This is a genomic window from Candidatus Pelagibacter communis, from assembly GCF_001180105.1.
Lineage (GTDB): Bacteria > Pseudomonadota > Alphaproteobacteria > Pelagibacterales > Pelagibacteraceae > Pelagibacter > Pelagibacter ubique_K.
The window spans coordinates 1-778 of the sequence record NZ_CVSO01000074.1 but is presented as its reverse complement, the minus strand read 5'-3'; the positions used below and the strand labels follow the sequence as shown (position 1 = coordinate 778).

Here is a 778-nt window from a genome sequence, read left to right as displayed (position 1 = left end):
ATCATTGCTTTGGATGCGGTTATTACTACAACTAAAGAGATATCTATATTAGAAGATATAAGAACGCAAAATGATAATGTGGAAAAGAAAACAGAAGAAATTGATATTGTAACAATGTTACCTTTTAAAGAGGATAAGAAGATTTTAAAAGAAGAGTTAACGATTCCACAAAATAAGCCTGCAATTGGGGAAATTCTAAAACAATCCATGAATTTGAAAGATGAACAAATTAAGCGGACGGATGACGAGCTTATATATAGTGCTACAGTGGAAATCGATACTATGTATCAGTCTATAGAAGACGAAAATATTTTAGATGTAGTGACCCATAAGGTAGTGATAAATGGTAATATCCCTCTATTTAGAGATGATAACGAGCAATATGTTTTTTGTGAGTTAGATGTAATGCCGACATACGATCCTCAAATAAGTCCGGATTATGATGGAGAAGATAGGATAATAGAAACGGAATATATTATAACCGCTAAATACACTACGTATGGCAATGAAAAGGCGGAAGTAATAAATGATATATATTGTCCTGGAAAGAAAGTTGATATTTCCGGAGAAAATCAGACATATCAAAATTTAATTTTTAAAGATACAACAATAGCACCCAAAAAAGTGAATGTAAATGCACAAGGGTTAAGTCCGGAAAATAACAACATATTTAATGCACAGATGAAAGCAAAAGTGGATGACTATATGTTGGATGGAGAAATGTTAAATGTAGAAGGATTTGCTGAGATAATAATTACTTATATTACAATGAATGGGG

Annotated in this window: 1 protein-coding gene; it reads left to right on the top strand. The window is 31.6% G+C overall.

Going from position 1 to position 778, the window contains the following annotated elements:
• A partial coding sequence (locus tag AMN84_RS05095; protein WP_179850710.1) for a DUF3794 domain-containing protein occupies window positions 1–778 on the top strand: 778 nt, incomplete at both ends.